General features: G+C 58.1%; 18 protein-coding genes. 10 read left to right on the top strand and 8 right to left on the bottom strand.

Going from position 1 to position 17,528, the window contains the following annotated elements:
* Positions 1-68 precede the first annotated feature (68 nt).
* Positions 69-1,424: a 23S rRNA (uracil(1939)-C(5))-methyltransferase RlmD gene (rlmD, locus tag RHM65_RS12630; RefSeq protein ID WP_322185245.1), complete on the bottom strand. Its 1,356-nt coding sequence runs from the start codon at positions 1,422-1,424 to the stop codon at positions 69-71.
* A complete protein-coding gene (gene cysM, locus RHM65_RS12625; protein WP_322165641.1) occupies positions 1,424-2,326 on the bottom strand; it encodes a cysteine synthase CysM in 903 nt (300 codons plus the stop codon). The genes rlmD and cysM overlap by 1 nt, the downstream gene beginning before the upstream one ends.
* Positions 2,327-2,525: 199 nt before the next feature.
* On the opposite strand from cysM, the gene RHM65_RS12620 reads away from it, so the two are divergent.
* From RHM65_RS12620 to RHM65_RS12605, 4 genes are all read left to right on the top strand, one after another.
* Positions 2,526-5,279, top strand: a complete 2,754-nt coding sequence (locus RHM65_RS12620; protein WP_322165642.1) for a response regulator — start codon at positions 2,526-2,528, stop codon at positions 5,277-5,279.
* Between the two features lie 132 nt (positions 5,280-5,411).
* Positions 5,412-6,401: a 2-hydroxyacid dehydrogenase gene (locus RHM65_RS12615; RefSeq protein ID WP_322165643.1), complete on the top strand. Its 990-nt coding sequence runs from the start codon at positions 5,412-5,414 to the stop codon at positions 6,399-6,401.
* 34 nt (positions 6,402-6,435) lie between these two features.
* On the top strand, positions 6,436-6,873 hold the full coding sequence (locus tag RHM65_RS12610; RefSeq protein ID WP_322165644.1) for a hypothetical protein: 438 nt from the start codon (positions 6,436-6,438) through the stop codon (positions 6,871-6,873).
* On the top strand, positions 6,870-7,274 hold the full coding sequence (locus RHM65_RS12605) for an META domain-containing protein (RefSeq protein WP_322165645.1): 405 nt from the start codon (positions 6,870-6,872) through the stop codon (positions 7,272-7,274). Before RHM65_RS12610 ends, RHM65_RS12605 begins: the two co-directional genes overlap by 4 nt.
* 151 nt (positions 7,275-7,425) lie before the next feature.
* On the opposite strand, the gene RHM65_RS12600 is transcribed toward RHM65_RS12605, so the two are convergent.
* Positions 7,426-7,893: a TlpA disulfide reductase family protein gene (locus tag RHM65_RS12600; RefSeq protein WP_322165646.1), complete on the bottom strand. Its 468-nt coding sequence runs from the start codon at positions 7,891-7,893 to the stop codon at positions 7,426-7,428.
* 126 nt (positions 7,894-8,019) lie between these two features.
* On the opposite strand from RHM65_RS12600, the gene arsC reads away from it, so the two are divergent.
* Genes arsC through RHM65_RS12585 form a run of 3 tightly spaced genes read left to right on the top strand, consistent with a single transcriptional unit; the run spans position 8,020 to position 9,384 of the window.
* A complete protein-coding gene (gene arsC, locus RHM65_RS12595) occupies positions 8,020-8,373 on the top strand; it encodes an arsenate reductase (glutaredoxin) (protein WP_322165647.1) in 354 nt (117 codons plus the stop codon).
* Positions 8,370-8,975, top strand: coding sequence for an NAD(P)H:quinone oxidoreductase (wrbA, locus tag RHM65_RS12590; protein WP_322165648.1), 606 nt, complete (start codon positions 8,370-8,372; stop codon positions 8,973-8,975). The genes arsC and wrbA overlap by 4 nt, the downstream gene beginning before the upstream one ends.
* Positions 8,968-9,384, top strand: a complete 417-nt coding sequence (locus RHM65_RS12585; RefSeq protein WP_322165649.1) for a DUF2069 domain-containing protein — start codon at positions 8,968-8,970, stop codon at positions 9,382-9,384. Before wrbA ends, RHM65_RS12585 begins: the two co-directional genes overlap by 8 nt.
* A gap of 126 nt (positions 9,385-9,510) precedes the next feature.
* Here RHM65_RS12585 and RHM65_RS12580 read toward each other — a convergent pair whose 3' ends face one another.
* On the bottom strand, positions 9,511-10,182 hold the full coding sequence (locus RHM65_RS12580) for a DNA-3-methyladenine glycosylase I (protein WP_322165650.1): 672 nt from the start codon (positions 10,180-10,182) through the stop codon (positions 9,511-9,513).
* Between the two features lie 7 nt (positions 10,183-10,189).
* Positions 10,190-11,014 carry a tRNA 2-thiocytidine(32) synthetase TtcA gene (gene ttcA, locus RHM65_RS12575; protein ID WP_322165651.1) on the bottom strand — a complete coding sequence of 275 codons (825 nt, stop codon included), beginning with the start codon at positions 11,012-11,014 and terminating at the stop codon, positions 10,190-10,192.
* 347 nt (positions 11,015-11,361) lie between these two features.
* On the opposite strand from ttcA, the gene RHM65_RS12570 reads away from it, so the two are divergent.
* A complete protein-coding gene (locus tag RHM65_RS12570; RefSeq protein ID WP_322165652.1) occupies positions 11,362-11,964 on the top strand; it encodes a Yip1 family protein in 603 nt (200 codons plus the stop codon).
* Between the two features lie 142 nt (positions 11,965-12,106).
* Positions 12,107-12,601 (top strand): SprT family zinc-dependent metalloprotease, encoded by a 495-nt coding sequence (locus RHM65_RS12565; RefSeq protein ID WP_322165653.1) that lies wholly within the window; start codon positions 12,107-12,109, stop codon positions 12,599-12,601.
* Positions 12,602-12,671: 70 nt separating this feature from the next.
* On the opposite strand, the gene RHM65_RS12560 is transcribed toward RHM65_RS12565, so the two are convergent.
* Entirely contained in the window at positions 12,672-14,021 is a 1,350-nt protein-coding gene (locus RHM65_RS12560) for a dicarboxylate/amino acid:cation symporter (protein ID WP_322185242.1), read from the bottom strand.
* A 340-nt stretch (positions 14,022-14,361) separates the two neighbouring features.
* Here RHM65_RS12560 and RHM65_RS12555 point away from each other — a divergent pair, with 340 nt between their 5' ends.
* Entirely contained in the window at positions 14,362-15,360 is a 999-nt protein-coding gene (locus RHM65_RS12555) for an AraC family transcriptional regulator (protein WP_322165655.1), read from the top strand.
* 73 nt (positions 15,361-15,433) lie between these two features.
* Here the strand turns inward: RHM65_RS12555 and RHM65_RS12550 are convergent, their stop codons facing one another.
* Positions 15,434-16,780, bottom strand: coding sequence for an ATP-binding protein (locus RHM65_RS12550; protein ID WP_322165656.1), 1,347 nt, complete (start codon positions 16,778-16,780; stop codon positions 15,434-15,436).
* The gene (locus RHM65_RS12545; RefSeq protein WP_322165657.1) at positions 16,777-17,454 is read right to left on the bottom strand and encodes a response regulator; all 678 of its coding nucleotides are present in this window, start codon (positions 17,452-17,454) and stop codon (positions 16,777-16,779) included. Before RHM65_RS12545 ends, RHM65_RS12550 begins: the two co-directional genes overlap by 4 nt.
* Between the last annotated feature and the right edge of the window lie 74 nt (positions 17,455-17,528).

Here is a 17,528-nt window from a genome sequence, read left to right as displayed (position 1 = left end):
GTTCGCGGGCCAGTCGGATTAAACGAGATTCCCTGTAAACGGCCGGCTCATTTCTTGAGCCGTACTGCTTACTTACTCGCCTCAAATAACGCCATAGCCTCGACATGCGCCGTCTGCGGAAACATATCGAGGATACCGGCACGTTTTAATCGGTAGCCCTGTTTGATCAATTCGACAGTGTCGCGCGCTAAAGTTGCCGGGTTGCATGACACATACAGCAACCGTTCGGCACCTAACGCAGAAACCTTGCGTACAACCTCAAAAGCACCGTCGCGTGGCGGGTCCAAGAGCACCGCAGAAAAACGCTCTGCGGCCCAGCCCACGTCTGCCAAGGGCTGTGACAAATCCGCCTGAACGAACTTCACATTATGCAGATCATTACTCATTGCATTGGCCGAGGCACGTTCGACCATGGTCGCAACACCCTCCACCGCCACCACTTCGCGGGCCTGCTTGGCCAGCGGCAACGCAAAATTACCGAGCCCGCAGAACAGATCGAGAATACGCTCATCGGCCTGCGGCGCCAGCCATTCCATTGCCTGGCCAATCATCGCCGCGTTGACGGCGGCGTTGACCTGTATGAAATCGCCAGGTCGGTACGCCAACTGCAAGTTCCACTGCTCAAGTCGATAACCCAAGGCCTGCGTCGGGTCCACCGGTTGCGGTTCACCCTCACCGTGCAGCCACAGTTGCGCATGGTGCGCAGCGCAAAATCCTTGCAGCAACGCCAGATCGGCCTCGGTCAACGGCGCGGTATGACGTAACAATACGGCGGTCGATGAACCACTGAACAGTTCAACGTGGCCCAACACCTGCGGTTTGCTGAACTGCCGCAACATGGCTGGCAATTGCGCCATGATTGGCTGCAAAGCCTGTACCAGCACCGGGCATTCATCGACGCCCACGATGTCTTGACTCGACGCGGCACGGAACCCTACGTCCAGACGTTTGGCTTTGGCGTCCCAACGTACAGCGACCCGCGCCCGGCGACGGTAGGCAAATTCAGGGCCGGTCAACGGCGGCGCCCACTCATCGGGCTCGACCCCTGCGACACGCGTCAATTGGTCGGCGAGCATGCGCTGTTTCAGGGCAAGCTGATCGTCATGGGAAATATGCTGAACGCTGCAACCACCGCATCGACCGAAATGCACACAGGGTGCCGGTCGACGCATGGCGCTGGCTTGAAATATCCGTTCAGTGCGCGCTTCGACAACTTTACCGTGGGCGTTCAGCACGCGGGCTTCCACCTCTTCACCGGCCAGGCTGCCGGCGACAAACCAGGTACGGCCTTCAACAAAGGCAATGCCCCGGCCGTCATTGGCTAGTCGCTCAATGGTCAGACGTTGTTTTTTACCGGTGGGCACTTGCGGCGCTTTGGTGCCGCCGGTGGGCTGAAATCGCAGGCCACGCTCTTGCTTGGCCATCAGTTAGGTTCGTCGTAAACGCCGGTCGACAGGTAACGGTCGCCTCGGTCACAAATGATAGCGACCATGACCGCGTTCTCGACTTCTTGGGATAGGCGCAACATACCGGCTACCGCCCCGCCTGAGGACACGCCACAGAAGATGCCTTCTTCGCGAGCCAGCCGGCGCATGACGTCTTCGGCTTCGGCCTGGGCCATGTCGACGATTCGGTCCACGCGGTCTGCTTGGTAGATCTTCGGCAGGTACTCTTGCGGCCAGCGCCGAATACCCGGAATAGACGCACCGTCCATGGGCTGCAAGCCGATGATCTGTACGGCGCAATTCTGCTCCTTGAGGTACCGCGAGACACCCATGATGGTGCCGGTGGTGCCCATAGAGCTGATGAAGTGCGTGATGGTGCCACCGGTCTGCCGCCAGATTTCCGGGCCTGTGCTGGTGTAATGCGCTTGGGGGTTATCACCGTTGGCGAATTGATCGAGTACCTTGCCGCGGCCTTCGGTCTGCATCCTCTGGGCAAGGTCGCGGGCGCCTTCCATGCCCTGCTCCTTGCTGACCAGAATCAGCTCGGCGCCATAGGCAGTCATCGCCGCCTTGCGCTCGGCGCTGGAGTTGTCCGGCATGATCAAAATCATCCGGTAGCCTTTGATCGCAGCGGCCATGGCCAGTGCAATGCCGGTGTTGCCAGAGGTCGCTTCGATCAGGGTGTCGCCCTGGTGGATTTGCCCACGCAACTCGGCGCGGGTAATCATCGACAGCGCCGGGCGGTCTTTCACCGAGCCAGCCGGGTTGTTGCCCTCAAGCTTCAACAGCAGGGTATTGGTGGTGTCACCGGCCAGGCGTTGTAAACGCACCAGAGGGGTGTTGCCGACGCAATCGGCGATGGTTTGATACTGCAAGGTCATGGCGTTTTCGCAATCCAGACTGCGGGGGCGCCTATCATAACGGCAAACGTCAAAACCCCATATCACGCAAAATGCGCGGGCTATAACTGAAGGCTATATCGGGACTTAAACGCCGTCTCCTACAGGGAGGGTGATCGCGCGTAAGCAACTCGCTACACTGCGGTCTTGAACATGTTGGCTTGGATGCTGGAGAGATAGCGTGCTGAACAAGCTGGGTATTAAAGGCCGCGTATTGTTGTTGACCCTGGTTCCAGCGTTGCTGATGGCCGGAGTTCTTGGCGGCTATTTTACGTGGATGCAACTGTCAGACCTGCAAGCTCAGTTGCTACAGCGCGGCGAAATGATCGCCGAAGAGCTGGCACCGCTGGCGGCCCCCGCAATGGGCCGCAATGACCATGTGTTGCTCGAGCGTATTGCCGGGCAAGCATTGGAGTTCGGTGACGTGCGATCCGTCTCGTTTCTGGACGCGGACCGCACCATGCTGTCCCATGCCGGACCCAGCATGATCAACCAACAGCCTGTCGGAAACAGTACGCACCTGCTGCAACGCTCGGGCAACGACGCCACGCGCTTTTTATTGCCGGTATTTGGTCGTCAACGCCACCTGACCGGCGAGATAATTCCCGAGGAAGCCGACCGCCTGTTGGGTTGGGTCGAAATTGAACTGTCCCACACCGGCACGCTGCTACGCGGCTATCGCAGCCTGTTCGCCAGTTTGTTGCTGATCGCCACCGGGCTGATTCTGACGGCGATCGTGGCGCTGCGCATGAGTCGCACCATCAGCGTGCCCATCAGCCGTGTCAAAGTCGCCGTGGCGCAACTGAAAGACGGCAATTTGGAAGTTCGACTGCCACCCTTGGGCAGCCTGGAGCTGGACGAGCTGGCCTCGGGCATCAATCGTATGGCGGCCACCCTGCAAAATGCCCAGGAAGAACTGCAACACAGCATTGATCAAGCCACGGAAGACGTTCGGCAAAATCTGGAAACCATCGAAATCCAGAACATCGAACTGGACCTTGCGCGCAAAGAAGCGTTGGAAGCCAGCCGCATCAAATCTGAATTCCTCGCCAACATGAGTCATGAGATTCGAACGCCGCTTAACGGAATTCTCGGGTTCACCCATTTACTCCAAAAAAGTGAAATGACTCCGCGTCAGTTGGATTATCTGGGCACCATCGAAAAGTCTGCCGACAGCCTGTTGAGTATCATCAACGAGATTCTCGACTTCTCGAAAATCGAAGCCGGCAAGTTGGTCCTCGACAGCATCCCTTTCAATCTGCGGGATCTGCTCCAAGACACGCTGACCATTCTCGCCCCGGCCGCCCACGCCAAACAGCTGGAACTGGTGAGTCTGGTGTACCGCGACACGCCCTTGGCGTTGCTGGGTGATCCGCTGCGGCTCAAGCAAATTCTCACCAACCTGGTAAGCAACGCGATCAAGTTCACCCGCGAAGGGACCATCGTCGCCCGCGCCATGCTCGAAGATGAGCAAGAAGACAGCGTGCAACTGCGAATCAGTGTGCAGGACACCGGCATCGGCCTCTCCAGCCAGGACGTCCGCGCGCTGTTTCAAGCGTTCAGTCAGGCGGATAACTCGCTGTCCCGGCAACCGGGCGGCACCGGGCTGGGGCTGGTGATCTCCAAGCGCTTGATCGAACAGATGGGCGGCGAAATCGGCGTCGACAGTACGCCGGGCGAAGGCTCGGAATTCTGGATCAGCTTGAACCTGCCAAAAACTCGAGGCGACCTGGAGGACTTACCGTCTGCGCCGCTGCTCGGCCGGCGGGTCGCGGTGCTGGAAAATCACGAATTGGCGCGCCAGGCCCTGCAGCATCAATTGGAAGATTGTGGCCTTGAAGCCGTTACGTTCAACAACCTCGAAAGCCTGATCAACGGCGTCACCGCCGCCCACGAAACGCCGCAAGCGATCGATTTGGCCGTGCTGGGCATCACCGCCCATGAATTGCCGCCTGAACGTTTGCGTCAGCATATTTGGGACTTGGAGAACCTCGGTTGTAAGGTGTTGGTGCTCTGCCCAACCACCGAACAGGCGCAATTCCAGCTGGCCGTGCCCAACGCCCAGAGCCAGTTGCAGGCCAAGCCCGCGTGTACGCGTAAATTACGTCGCGCCTTGTCGGAACTGATCCAGCCCAGACAGCAACGCAGCGATACCGCCGAACCGTTATCGAGCCGGGCGCCGCGCCTGCTGTGTGTCGACGACAACCCCGCCAACCTGTTGCTCGTGCAAACACTACTCGAAGACATGGGCGCTGACGTCGTGGCAGTCGACAGCGGTTACGCCGCGGTGAATGCGGTGCAGAAGGAAGCCTTCGACTTGGTGCTGATGGACGTGCAGATGCCGGGCATGGACGGGCGCCAGGCCACTGAAGCGATTCGCGCCTGGGAAGTCGAGCGCCAAAGCACTTCGCTGCCCATCGTCGCCCTCACCGCCCACGCCATGGCCAATGAAAAACGCGCACTGCTGCAAAGCGGCATGGACGATTACCTCACCAAGCCGATTAGCGAGCGGCAATTGGCCCAGGTGGTGCTCAAGTGGACCGGCCTCGCACTGCGCAACCACGCCCCCGAGCGGCAAAACGAACAGGCGCGAAACAGCGTCGACCTGCACGTGCTTGACCATGAGGAAGGTTTGCGTCTGGCGGCGGGCAAAGCGGATTTAGCGGCGGACATGCTGGCCATGCTCCTTGCATCGCTGGACACCGACCGCGAAGCCATCCGCAACGCCCGGGAAGCCGGGGACACGTCGGCACTGATCGAACGCGTGCATCGCTTGCACGGCGCGACCCGCTATTGCGGCGTCCCGCAATTGCGCGCGGCCTGCCAACGCAGCGAAACCTTGCTCAAGAAAGACGCACCGGAAGCCGACGCAGCCCTAGACGAACTGGCCATGGCCATCAATCGGCTGGCCATGGAAGCCCGCGTGAGTGCTTGATCCAAAGCAATAACGGCTTCAAATGAATCGGTTATATCTTGTGTCGAACGAATACTTGTGGGAGTAGGCTTGCCGACGAAGGCGGTTTTTCAGGCACACCTCATTAAGCATCACCGCCAATAAGGTTTTGTTATGCGTACCCTCGTCTTCAGCAGCCAGAACTACGACCGCGAAAGCTTCCTCGCCGCCACCTTGCCCAGCGGCGTAGACCTGCACTTCCAACCTGCACGCTTGAATCTCGACACTGTTGCGCTGGCCGACCGCCATCCGGTGGTGTGCGCCTTTATCAATGACGACCTCAGTGCGCCGGTGTTGGAGCATCTGGCGGCGGGCGGTACACGCTTGATCGCCCTGCGCTCGGCGGGTTACAACCACGTCGATTTGCCGGCTGCGCACACGCTCGGGCTCAGCGTGGTGCGAGTCCCCGCCTACTCTCCCCATGCCGTGGCCGAACACGCCGTGGCCTTGATTCTGGCGTTGAACCGGCACTTGCACCGCGCGTATAACCGCACCCGCGATGGCGACTTCAGCTTGCATGGACTGACCGGTTTCGACCTGGTGGGTAAGACCGTCGGCATCGTCGGCACCGGCCAGATTGGCGCGACCTTCGCCCGAATCATGGCCGGGTTTGGCTGCAGCCTGCTCGCCTACGACCCTTATCCAAATCCGGTTGTCGAAGCGCTCGGCGCACGTTATCTGAGCCTGCCAGAGTTGTTGGCGCAGTCACAGATCATCAGCCTGCACTGTCCGCTGACCACTCAAAGCAAGCACCTTATTAACAGCGCGACGTTGGCGCAGATGCAGCCTGGCGCAATGTTGATCAACACCGGACGCGGGGCGCTGGTTGATACGCCGGCCTTGATTGAAGCGCTGAAAAGCGGGCAACTTGGTTACCTCGGGCTAGATGTCTATGAAGAAGAGGCAAAACTGTTCTTCGAAGACCGCTCTGACCAGCCGTTGCAAGATGACGTGTTGGCGCGGCTGTTGACGTTCCCGAATGTGATCATCACTGCACATCAGGCGTTCTTGACCCGGGAGGCACTGGGCGCTATTGCCCAGACAACCCTAGACAACATTGCCCGCTGGGCGCAGGGGTCACCACAGAATCTGGTAGAGGGCTAAAAACTGGTAGGATGCGCGCAGATTTGGAGGACCCATGGTCGAACACGATTTCCGCTACAGCCTGCTTAACCCACAACACACCTTGACCGAAGTCCGCGCGCTGGCGCCTGGACGCTATCAAGTCACCGGCAACGGCGGCTCGATTCACGCCGATGATGTGCTTTTGGTCACACTCAAAGGCAGCAAGGACTTGTCCATGCGCCTGACCGTCGAAAAGGTTCGTCACTTGATCAACCCTCGTGGCCAATGGGTCGCGGTGGCCCAAGGCCCGGCATTCGCAGAACTGGCGATTCACCAGTGGCAGATCAACTGCAACGGATGCCAGGTCGAGTTGAAGTTCGAATTTGCCGTCGACGCCAAGCTCGGTACCAAGGCGCAAAAGCCGGCAGCCGCCGCTCGCGTTGCCGAGCTGGGGTGGAAAACTGAGGGCGACAGGCACTTTTGCCGCAAATGCCAAGAGCAAGCAGCATGAGGCGTGCTGTCCTGCTGGGTCTGCTGGGCAGCACCCTGTTGGGCTGCGCCGCCGAGCCACCGGGGGTGCAGCACGATCACAGCTATTTGCTGGAATGGATTGGCGAACGCCCCCTGGTAGACCGTAGCCACCTGACCATGACCTTAGGCAAAGACGGCCGCGCCTATGGCAACGCCGGCTGCAACCATTGGTTTGCGCCGTATGCGCAAGACGGCGAGAGATTTCACTTTGGCATGGTCGGCAGCACCCGCCGGGTCTGCTCGCCGGCATTGATGGAACAGGAACAACGCTTCCTCGACGCCCTGACCAAAGTCCAACGCTGGGATATCTCCCCCATCGAACAACTGCGCCTATGGCCAGAAGAAGGCAAACCGCTGCGGTTTTGGTTAGAAGACAGCTGATCCAGTGGCGTTTGACCTGTCGCCTTCGCGAACACGTTCGCTCCCACCAGCCTGAAATTGCTGACAGGAAATAGGCTCTCACTGAATGTCGATACTTCTGTGGGAGCGAACTTGTTCGCGAAGGCCATCTCGCGGTTTACCTGCCAAACACTCACCCCTCTCCGCGCAACGCCGCCAACCGCTGGCTGACACCCGCTGCCGTCTGCTCACCCAGTAACGTTTCGCGCACCTTGCCCTTGTCGTCGATGATGTAAGTGACCGGCAACGCTTCGCTGTGGGGCAAATCGTAATGATCGGCCGGATCTTGGGCCAATACGGTAAAGCCAATGCCCAGCGCGGCGCTGGCTGACTTCAAGTCATCGCCTTGCAAGCCGTCAAAATTAACCCCGAAGACGCTCACTTTTTGGTCTTTAAGCTGTTTCGCCAATGCATTCAGCTCGGGGATCTCGGTGCGACACGGACCGCACCACTCTGCCCAATAGTTGATAACCAGCCAATGCTTGTCGACCTGCTCGCTGGCGACCTTGTGCCCGTTCTGATCAGGCCCCAGGTCCACGCCACAACCGCTGAGCAACACACTGCCGAGAAGCGTCACTGCTGCTACCCATCGCCTTACCATGTGACCCTCCTTCACCAAAATATTCAGGTTAACTGCGACCAATAACCGCCCCGGTCACCTCAAGGTTCAGCAGCGGTCGTCACGGATGTAGAATAGCCGCCACCTTACGCAAGATGCGACCCGCAAATGACCGACATGACGCTTTATCACAACCCGCGCTGTTCGAAATCCCGCGGGGCGCTGGAACTGCTCGAAGCGCGCGGCCTTACGCCGACCATCATCCGTTACCTGGAAACGCCGCCGGACGCCGCGCAACTGCGCGATCTGCTGCGCAAGCTGGGCATCAACGCCCGGGCGTTACTGCGTACCGGCGAAGACGACTATAAAACCTTCAACCTGGCCGATTCCAGCCTGACAGACGAGCAGTTGATCGCGGCCATGGCAGCCCATCCCAAATTGATAGAACGGCCGATTCTGGTGGTCGGTGAAAAAGCCGTCATTGGCCGGCCGCCAGAAAACGTGCTGGAGATTCTCTCGTGAGCGCACCCTACATTTTGGTTCTGTATTACAGCCGCAATGGCTCGACCAGCGAGATGGCTCGGCAAATCGGCCGCGGAATCGAGCTGGGCGGCATGGAGGCGCGGCTGCGCACCGTGCCGGCGATTTCTTCGGAGATAGAAGCCGTCGCACCGAGCATCCCAGAGACCGGCGCGTTGTATGCCAGCCTCGACGACCTGAAAAACTGCTCCGGATTGGCGTTAGGCAGCCCGACACGCTTCGGCAATATGGCCGCGCCGCTCAAATACTTTCTCGACGGCACCAGCACCTTGTGGCTGACCGGCGCGTTGGTCGGTAAGCCTGCCAGCGTGTTCACCTCCACCGCCAGCCTGCACGGCGGCCAGGAAACCACGTTGATGTCGATGCTGCTGCCGCTGCTGCACCACGGCATGCTCGTGACCGGCTTGCCTTACAGCGAAGCCGCCTTACTGGAAACCAGCGGCGGCGGAACGCCGTATGGCGCAAGCCACCATGCCGGTGCCGACGGCAAACGCGCACTGGACCCGCACGAAATCACCTTGTGTAGGGCCTTGGGCCAACGCTTGGCTAAAACCGCCGTACTGCTGGAGACGCCTCGTGGCTAAAGCACCTAAAGTCTTACCCGCGCTGGAATGGCTGGAGCCGCGGGTTCGGCTGACACGGGTTGTCAGCCTGATCTGCTTTTTTGCTCTGATGCTGCTGCTGGCCGGGTATTACCTGATCTTTGCCGACCTGCATGGCGCCCGCCCGTGGGTGATCCTGACCATTGAGCTGGTGCCGTTGCTTCTGCTGTTACCGGGCATGCTCACGGGCAGTGCACGTGGCCATTCGTGGACGTGCTTTGTGGTGAATCTGTACTTCATCAAAGGCGCATTGGCGGTCTATGACCCACACCGCAGCGTATTTGGCGCCCTGGAAATGCTCGTTAGCGTGGCAGTGTTCACCAGCGCGTTGCTGTACGTCAGGTGGCGCTTTCAGTACAACCGCAAGTTGGCGGGTGAAGGAGCGGTTTGAAGGCAGCTGGCAAATCTCTCTCTCTGCTGAGGCAAATTCATTCGCGAAGACGGTGCCGAATGTACCGACGCTTTCGCGAATAAATTCGCTCCCACAGAAATCAAAACATCTTCAATCCTCAGCCCATCAATGATTCACCGTATACGCCAGCATCATCGACAGCTGACACATCGGCCGCCCGCTCTCGGCGTGCCACTGGTTAAAGGCGCCCTGCACCGCAGCCAAGTCTTTGAGACTGGTGGGCACGCGGTCGATGATGCCCTGAGCGTTGAGTCCCGCCACCATGTCGTAGGTCGGGATGAAGGTGTCTTTGCCCACCATCCGCAAGAAACTCGGCGCCGACATGCCGCCCAGTTGGTAACCGTGTTTGGACAGGTACTTCCACAAGCCCACGATATCGGTCACCGGCCAATCGGCGATGAAATTACCGAAGCTGCCATGTTCTTTGCTGATGTCCAGAATCATCTGAGCATTACGCGGCACGCTCTTCAATTTGCCCAGGTGCCGAATGATCCGCGCGTCTTGCATTAATCGCTCAAGGTGCTCAGCGCCCATCAACACTACTTTTTCCGGATCAAAACGAAAAAATACCTCCTCGAACGTCGGCCATTTGGCATCGACCAGGCTGTGCTTGAGCCCTGCACGGAACACCCTCTGTGCCAACGCCGACAGGTAACGGTCATTGCCGATTTTGCGCAATTGCGCGGCGGATCTCGGGTCGGGTAAATGGGCTTCGAGGGCGGCGGTCGAGCCAAAGCGGTTCAGGTTATATTCGAGAAGCCATTTGTAGTCGCGCATGCCGTTCCTAAAGGTTCGTAACGTTGACGAAGCGCGAAGCTGCGGTTTCATCGATACGCAGTTGGGTGAAGTCGAACAGGTTACGGTCCGCCAGTTGCGACGGCTGGACGTTTTGTAGCGCACTAAAGATACTTTCAGTACGGCCCGGGGTTTTGCTTTCCCAGTCCGCCAGCATGTCCTTGACCACTTGGCGCTGAAGGTTCTCCTGGGAGCCACACAAGTTACAGGGGATGATCGGGAAACCCTTGAAGTCGGCAAATGCCTGAATATCTTTTTCAGCGCAGTACGCCAACGGCCGAATCACCACGTTACGCCCGTCATCGGCCCGCAGCTTGGGCGGCATGGCCTTGAGCGTACCGTTGAAGAACAGGTTCAGGAAGAACGTTTCAATGATGTCATCGCGATGATGCCCCAGCGCCATCTTGGTCGCGCCGATTTCATCGGCATAGGTGTACAGCGTCCCACGGCGCAAGCGTGAGCACAGCGAACACGTGGTCTTACCTTCCGGGATCAGTTCCTTGACCACCGAATAGGTGTCTTTCTCGATGATGTGGTACTCGACGCCCAAGGCCTCAAAATAAGCAGGCAGCACGTGCTCGGGGAAGCCCGGCTGCTTTTGATCCATGTTCACCGCGACGATATCGAAGCGCACCGGAGCGACTTTTTGAAAATGCATCAGCACGTCGAGCAGGGTGTAACTGTCTTTACCGCCCGACAGGCACACCATCACCTTGTCGCCCGGTTCAATCATCTTGAAATCAGCCACGGCTTCGCCAGCGAGGCGGCGCAGGCGCTTCTGCACTTTATTCTGGTGAACTGAAAGGATGCCCATGGTGCTGATATCCGCTACTGGTTACTCGGAAAAGGCCGGCATTTTACGCGACACCCCAAGCGGATGCATGCCGGATTTGTTTTATCCGACACTTCGCTTCCACCCGTAACGTCGCGCAACATCGTTAGCACCGCATCTAATTTGGCGCACAAACTTAATAGCGCGTCGCGATTAACAGCACTGCTTAGAGCGCGAATTGCTCTAAAGCAATGCAACTAGCGTCCCTATACTGCGACATAAGGTCGCATCCGTTGCTGCGTCAAGGCTGTGGCCTTACACCTGCCGAGCGCTTGGCCCGACAGGCGCTCCGCTGGGGGGCGACGGTCAATAATAAAAGGAGTGACGGCATGATAAATCACGTTTTGGGATTGTTTACCCATCCCGATCGCGAGTGGCAACACATACGTGGCGATAAGGAAGAAACCATCAGCCACATGTACCTGACTCACACTTTAATACTTGCGGCGATTCCCGCTGTAGCCGCTTATATAGGCACTACTCAGGTAGGTTGGGTCATTGGCAGTCGAGCGCCGGTGATGCTGACCCATGAAAGCGCACTGTGGATGACGGTAATGTCCTACATCGCGATGCTCTTGGGCGTGGCGGTGATGGGTGGTTTCATACACTGGATGGCACGTACCTATGACGCCAACCCGAGCCCCGCGCGCTGCGTCGCCTTTGCGACGTACACCGCGTCACCACTGTTTATCGGCGGATTAGCGGCAATTTATCCGCACATGTGGCTGGGAATGGTCATCGGTGTAGCAGCAATCTGCTACACGGTCTATCTGCTGTACGTCGGTTTGCCGACATTCATGAACATCCACTCGGATGAAGGTTTTATGTTCTCTACCTCGGTACTGGCCGTTGGTTTGGTGGTACTGGTCGCGATCATGGCGTTCACCGTCGTGTTGTGGGGTATCGGGGTAGGGCCCGAATACACCAACTGATGACATTGCAAGCCTGCATAACACGAGATGATGAGCCGCCCTTTTAGGCGGCTCAGTTGTTTTTGATGACCATTGGGCGGCTTCAGTTTTCGGCCAGCCGGGGCTTTGCGGCATACTTGCCACCTCTGGAGAGCCCTTAAGAATGCCCGAGCACATTACATCCCGCGTTGAAGTCTGTTATCAGCAAGCCGAAACTTTTTTCAAGCGCACCTTCAAACGCCCGGTGGTCAGCCTCAAACTGCGCGGTCAAAAAGCCGGCGTGGCCCATCTGCATGAGAATTTGCTGCGCTTCAACCCCCAGCTTTACCGAGAAAACCGCGACGATTTTCTCAAGCAAACGGTTGCCCACGAAGTGGCGCACTTGATCGCCCATCAGTTGTTCGGCGAGCGTATCCAGCCCCATGGCGAAGAGTGGCAACTGATTATGCGAGGCGTGTATGAGTTGCCGCCTAACCGCTGCCACACCTACGCCATCAAGCGTCGCAGCGTAACGCGCTACATTTATCGCTGCCCGTGCATCAACAGCGACTTTGCGTTTTCCGCGCAACGTCATTCGCTGGTTCGGCAAGGCCGGCGGTATTTGTGTCGGCGCTGTCGAGAGACGCTGGTGTTCAGTGGCGAGATGCGCGTTGAGTAAAGCCTTATCTAATTTCTACCCATAAAAAAACCCATCCGAAGATGGGTTTTTATTGCGTTGCTACTGAGTGTTAGACAGTTTCACGCGATGCAGCAGGCGTTGGGATCTTACCTTCGGTCACACCCAGATCGTCTTCTGGCCCGGTATTGGTGATCGGACGACCACCGGAAGCCAGCTCAGTGTGCATCTGGGTTTCGTCCAGCTCACCGACCCACTTGGCCACGACCAGTGTCGCTACGGCGTTACCGACCAGGTTGGTCAACGCGCGGGCTTCCGACATGAAACGGTCGATGCCGAGAATCAGCGCCAGACCGGCAACTGGCAAGGTGCCCACTGCGGACAGCGTTGCGGCCAACACGATGAAGCCACTACCGGTTACACCGGCGGCGCCTTTGGAGGACAGCAACAACACCACCAGCAAGGTGATCTGGTGGGTGATGTCCATGTGGGTGTCAGTCGCCTGAGCGATGAACACGGCCGCCATGGTCAGGTAGATCGCGGTGCCGTCGAGGTTGAACGAGTAACCGGTCGGAATGACCAGGCCCACGACCGACTTCTTGGCGCCCAGGCGCTCCATCTTCACCAGCATGCGCGGCAAGGCGGATTCCGACGAAGAGGTGCCGAGTACGATCAGCAGTTCTTCACGGATGTAACGGATGACTTTGATGACGCTGAAGCCGTGTGCGCGAGCGATGGCGCCCAGCACGACCAGTACGAACAGAACGCAGGTGATGTAGAAGCACAGCATCAACTGACCGAGCTGCACCAACGAACCGACACCGTAGGCACCGATGGTGAAGGCCATGGCACCAAAGGCACCCAGTGGCGCGAGCTTCATGATCATGTTGATGATGTTGAACATCACGTGGGCGAAGCGATCAATGAAGTCCAGCAGCGGTTTGCCGTAGGCACCCAAGCGGTGAAGGGCGAAGCCGAAGATAACCGAGAACATCAGGACCTGCAGAATGTCGCCGGTGGCGAACGCACTGAAGATGGTGTTTGGAATGATGTTCAGGATGAAGCTGATAACGCTTTGATCCGCACCGGCCGCGACATAAGCCGCAACTTTGGAAGCATCCAGCTTGGAAGGGTCGATGTGCATGCCAGCACCCGGCTGCACGACGTTGACCACTACCAGGCCCACCAGCAGGGCGATGGTGGAGACAACTTCGAAGTAAAGCAGCGCATAACCGCCGGTTTTGCCCACCGACTTCATGGTCTGCATGCCGGCAATACCGCTGACGACCGTACAGAAGATGATTGGGGCGATGATCATTTTGATCAGTTTGATGAACCCGTCACCCAGCGGCTTGAGCGCAACGCCGGTCTGAGGGTAGAAGTGACCGATCAGCACACCGATAACAATGGCTACGATTACCTGAAAATACAGGGATTTATACAAGGGCTGACGAGTCGTCATTGCGAAGTTCCTCAAGAGCACCGCTGGGCATCATCCATCTGATGCGCGCGACACTTAAACCGCTTAACCCTCCTGCACTGGAGGGATTTGTTTTGTCGAGTTGCGGGGGCAGACCGTTCGCAAACCTCTCCGCCCTATCGCAAAGCGTATGCCATCTTTTGAAACTGCCCTACACGCCAATGAACTCGGGGAAAACCTAGCCATTGGCCGCTGTTATCAACTGAAAACGTGGCGGTTTTCCGCCGAACGAAGCAAATATAGCACTCGCATTGGCGGATATCCGCCTTGTTCACTGTCAGAACGATGACTACTATCTGGCCAGTCCACGGATGAGCCACCTATGCGCCAACGCACTATTGCCAGTCATTTCGCCCGCGCGGCCCTCGGTGGTGCTCAACGCCAAGGTATGGAATGTTCGCAGCTGCTGCTGCAATCCGGTATCCAGCCTGAATGGTTAGGCGAGCGCCGTGCCCGCATCGCGCCCGAACAGTTTGCTCGCCTGATTCAGCTGCTTTGGCAGGCGATGGATGATGAGTACATGGGATTCGGTCAGGGTCCGAGCAAACGTGGGACGTTCGCCATGATGTGCCATGCCTTGATCCACTGCCGCAGCCTGGAGAAATCACTCGCACGGGGCTTATTGTTTTATAGCTTATTCCCGCACGCCCCGCGTTTGAGTTTGCGCCGGGAGGGCGACTGGGCACGATTGAGTCTGGATGACTCAACCCTCCGGGACCCGGAGCACTTTTTGAGCGAGTGTCTGCTGGTGATCTGGCATCGACTTGGCAGTTGGCTGATCGGCCAGCGGATTCGTCTGGAACAGGCGACATTCCGCTACGGGAAACCGCAGCATGCCAGCGAATACGACCTGTTGTTTCCCTGCCCGATTGTGTTTGATGCCCAAAGCACCAGCCTGCTGTTTCATGCAAGGTACTTGAGCCTGCCGCTGCTGCAAGACGAACGCACCCTTAAGCGCTTCCTCGAACGCTCTCCCGCCGACCTGCTGGCCCGCCCGGATGATGGCGATAGTTTGAGCAACCAATTGCGGCACCTGCTCAGCCGTGATTGCAGCCGCTGGCCGGACCTGGAGAACGTCGCTGAACACCTGCACATCAGCCCACAGACCTTGCGTCGGCACTTGCGGGAAGAAGGCACCAGTTTTCAGGGTTTGAAGGACCAACTGCGCCGCGACATGGCGATTTATCACCTGAGCCGCGCCGAGCTGTCGTTGCAACAGATCGCCGAACAGCTTGGCTTTTCCGAGCCCTCTGCCTTTCACCGCGCATTCAAAAAGTGGACCGGCCTGACCCCAGGCGCATACCGCACGCAGGAGGCGTAGCTTAGTCAGTCACTGTCGAACTTTTGGGGCGCAGTTCACATTACGGGTGCTGCGCATTGATCGCCTACAATATTTACTTGGCAAGAAAGTGAATATAAAAGGCCGCGCCGCCCAGAGATGAGTCGCTGAGGGTCAAGCGTGCGTTGTAGCTCTCGATGATGTCTTTGACCACGGCCAGACCGATGCCTTGGCCTGGGTTCTGCCGATCCAGGCGTTCACCGCGTTGCAGAATGCGCGCCCGCTGGCTTTCGGGAACACCGGGGCCGTCGTCCTCGATGCACAGTTCATCGCCACTCATCGACGGACGCAGGCTGATGCGTACCCGGCTGAGGCACAGCCGATAAGCGTTTTCCAGCAGATTACCGAGCATTTCCAGCAAAGCGCCCTGCTCCATCGGCACCAGATAATCATCTGGTAGATCGACAATGACGTTCACCTGCTTGTCGCGATAGACCTTATCCAAGGTATTACACAAGCTCTCCACCACCGGTCTTAAGCTGACGTGGTGCCGGACCAGACCACTTTTACGCAAACTGGCCCGTTGCAATTGATAGTCGATCTGCTGGCTCATGCGCTCGATCTGCGATTGCAGAATACGCGCCTGCTCCAGGTCTTCCGGGCGTTTGGCGATGGTTTCGCTGACGCCTTGGAGTACCGCCAACGGGGTCTTCAGGCTGTGGGCCAAATCACCCAATGAGTCGCGATAACGGATGCGTTGCTCGCGTTCGCTGAGCAGTAATCGGTTCAGTGAGCCGGTCAGACGCAGCAGTTCGCGGGGGTGCTCCTCGCTCAGGCTTTCGCGAGAGCCGGCCTCCACTTGGTCCAACTCTTGACTCAAACCCTTCAAGGCACGCAAGCCCCAGGTCAACCCGGCCCAGAGCAGGATCAGCAAAACCAGCAACGCCGCGCCGAAGCCCAGGTAAAGCTTCTCCCGCAGCCCGGCAATGATCACTTGGTATTCGCGCACCGGTTGTAGTGCGACGATGCTGAACGCTGCATTGCGCCCGCCCAACAGTTTGATTTCAACGTCGTAGACGAAAAACTCTTCGCCATTGGGTTCTTTGATCTTGGCGAACTCATTACCCGTGCCGTCATACCGAGGGTGGTAGTTGATGTTTTCGTCTTCGGTGGCCCGAGAACGCCAGACCAACTGACCATTGCGGTCGTAGATGTAGCCCAGCAGGCGGCTGTCCGGCAGGTTGAACTGCTCGCCCGGCAACATCAACGGCATCATCAAGTGACCGTCTTCGACCCTCGCGGCGGAGATCAAGGTGGTGACATCAGACGCCAAGCGCTGCTCGATGGCGCCTTCCAGCGCGAGGCTGTAGGCGCCTTGCAGCGCCGGTAACGTCGCGAGCATGAAGATCACTGCCAGCATCGCTGCCGCCAGCATCAATCGCACTCGTAGCGATCGAATCATTTACAGCGCTCAGTGAACAAGTAACCCAAGCCACGCACGGTATCGATGGGTTTGAAGCCTGACTCACCCTCCAGCTTGCGGCGCAAACGGCCGACCAGCACTTCGATCACGTTCGGATCGCGCTCGTCGTCGTCAGGATAGAGTTGCTCCATCAACCGCTCCTTGGCCACCACCTGCTGATGGTGGCGCATCAGGTATTCGAGAATCCGGTATTCGTAAGCCGTCAGCGCCAAAGGCTGCTCATCAAGGGACGCTTGCTTGCGATTCAAATCCAGCAGCAAAGGCCCAGCAATAATAGTCGATTGCGTGAAGCCACTGGAGCGGCGCAACAATGCATTGAGGCGCGCCTCCAACTCTTCAAACTGGAACGGCTTGACCACGTAATCATCTGCACCGGCCGCCAATCCTTCCACTTTGTCTTGCCAGTTGCCACGGGCCGTCAGAATCAAAATAGGAAACGCCTTACCCTGGGCACGGAACTCACGAATCAGGTCCAGTCCACCCATACCGGGTAAACCCAGGTCGATTACCGCCAAGTCATGGTTGAACTGCGCTGCCTGGTACAACGCTTCTTCGGCATTGGCCACGGCTTCGACCACGTGACCACTTTCGGTCAGGCGTGTCTGCAGGTGATGGCGTAGTAACGCTTCATCTTCTACCACCAGCAGTTTCATGCGGCTCTCCCAGGCAAAATCATTCCTCTCAAGGCTAAGGCTAATTCAACAGACCTATTGCACTGCGCCCGGAG

The organism is Pseudomonas sp. CCI4.2 (assembly GCF_034350045.1).
GTDB lineage: Bacteria > Pseudomonadota > Gammaproteobacteria > Pseudomonadales > Pseudomonadaceae > Aquipseudomonas.
Note: the sequence above shows the minus strand (reverse complement) of the source record. Positions and strands in the feature narration are given on the sequence as shown.